The organism is Vibrio sp. YT-19(2023), from assembly GCF_033337395.1.
Window position 1 is genome coordinate 1 of sequence record NZ_JAWOQN010000448.1, and the last position, 727, is coordinate 727.

The window sequence follows — 727 nt, forward strand, 5'->3', positions numbered from 1 at the left end:
GTTTGTACGGATCATGTCAGCCACTTCAAGCGTTTGAGCGAGTAGATGATCGTACATGTCACCCAGTGCCTTCGGACCCACGTTTTGCATGGTCATAAAGACTTTCAATGCATCGAAACGTTTGGTTGTCGCGATGGATTTATCGACCAAGTTTGGTAGCTCATCGTGCTCACGGTTCAAGTAATCTGCGTGATGAAGCAAGAACTTAAAGTTCGACTTGTCGTTCACCAAAAGTGCGCCACAGCTGATTGTTTGGTAGAACAATTTGTGGAAATCGACACTGATAGAGTGAGCGCGCTCAACGCCTTTCAGGCGAGACTTATGACTGCTAAGGATCAGCGCACCACCGTAAGCACCATCCACATGCATCCACATGTCGTGCTTGACTGCCATGTCGGCGATGAAGTCTAGGTCATCAATTGCACCGTGATCCGTCGTACCCGCAGTACCAACAATCGCAAATGGAATTAGCCCTTCAGCTTTCGCTTGCGCAATCACTTCATCTAGCTTCGTGATATCCATGGTGCCATCAGCGTTTGCATCCACAGTCAGCACCGCTTTCTCACCAAGCCCCATCCAAGATGCAGACTTTTGAACTGTGAAGTGTGATTTCTTAGAACATACGATGCGAAGTTTGTCAGCGTAGTCAGGCAGAACTAACTTCTGGATTGAGTGACCACTTAGCTTATCTGCGATCCAATCACGTACCAACATCAAACCCATTTGG

At 47.7% G+C, this 727-nt stretch carries 1 protein-coding gene; it reads right to left on the reverse strand.

Features of this window, described 5'->3' with window-relative positions; genetic code table 11:
- On the reverse strand, nucleotides 1–727 hold a 727-nt coding region (locus R7E78_RS26450; RefSeq protein ID WP_318058654.1), incomplete at both ends, for a pyridoxal phosphate-dependent decarboxylase family protein.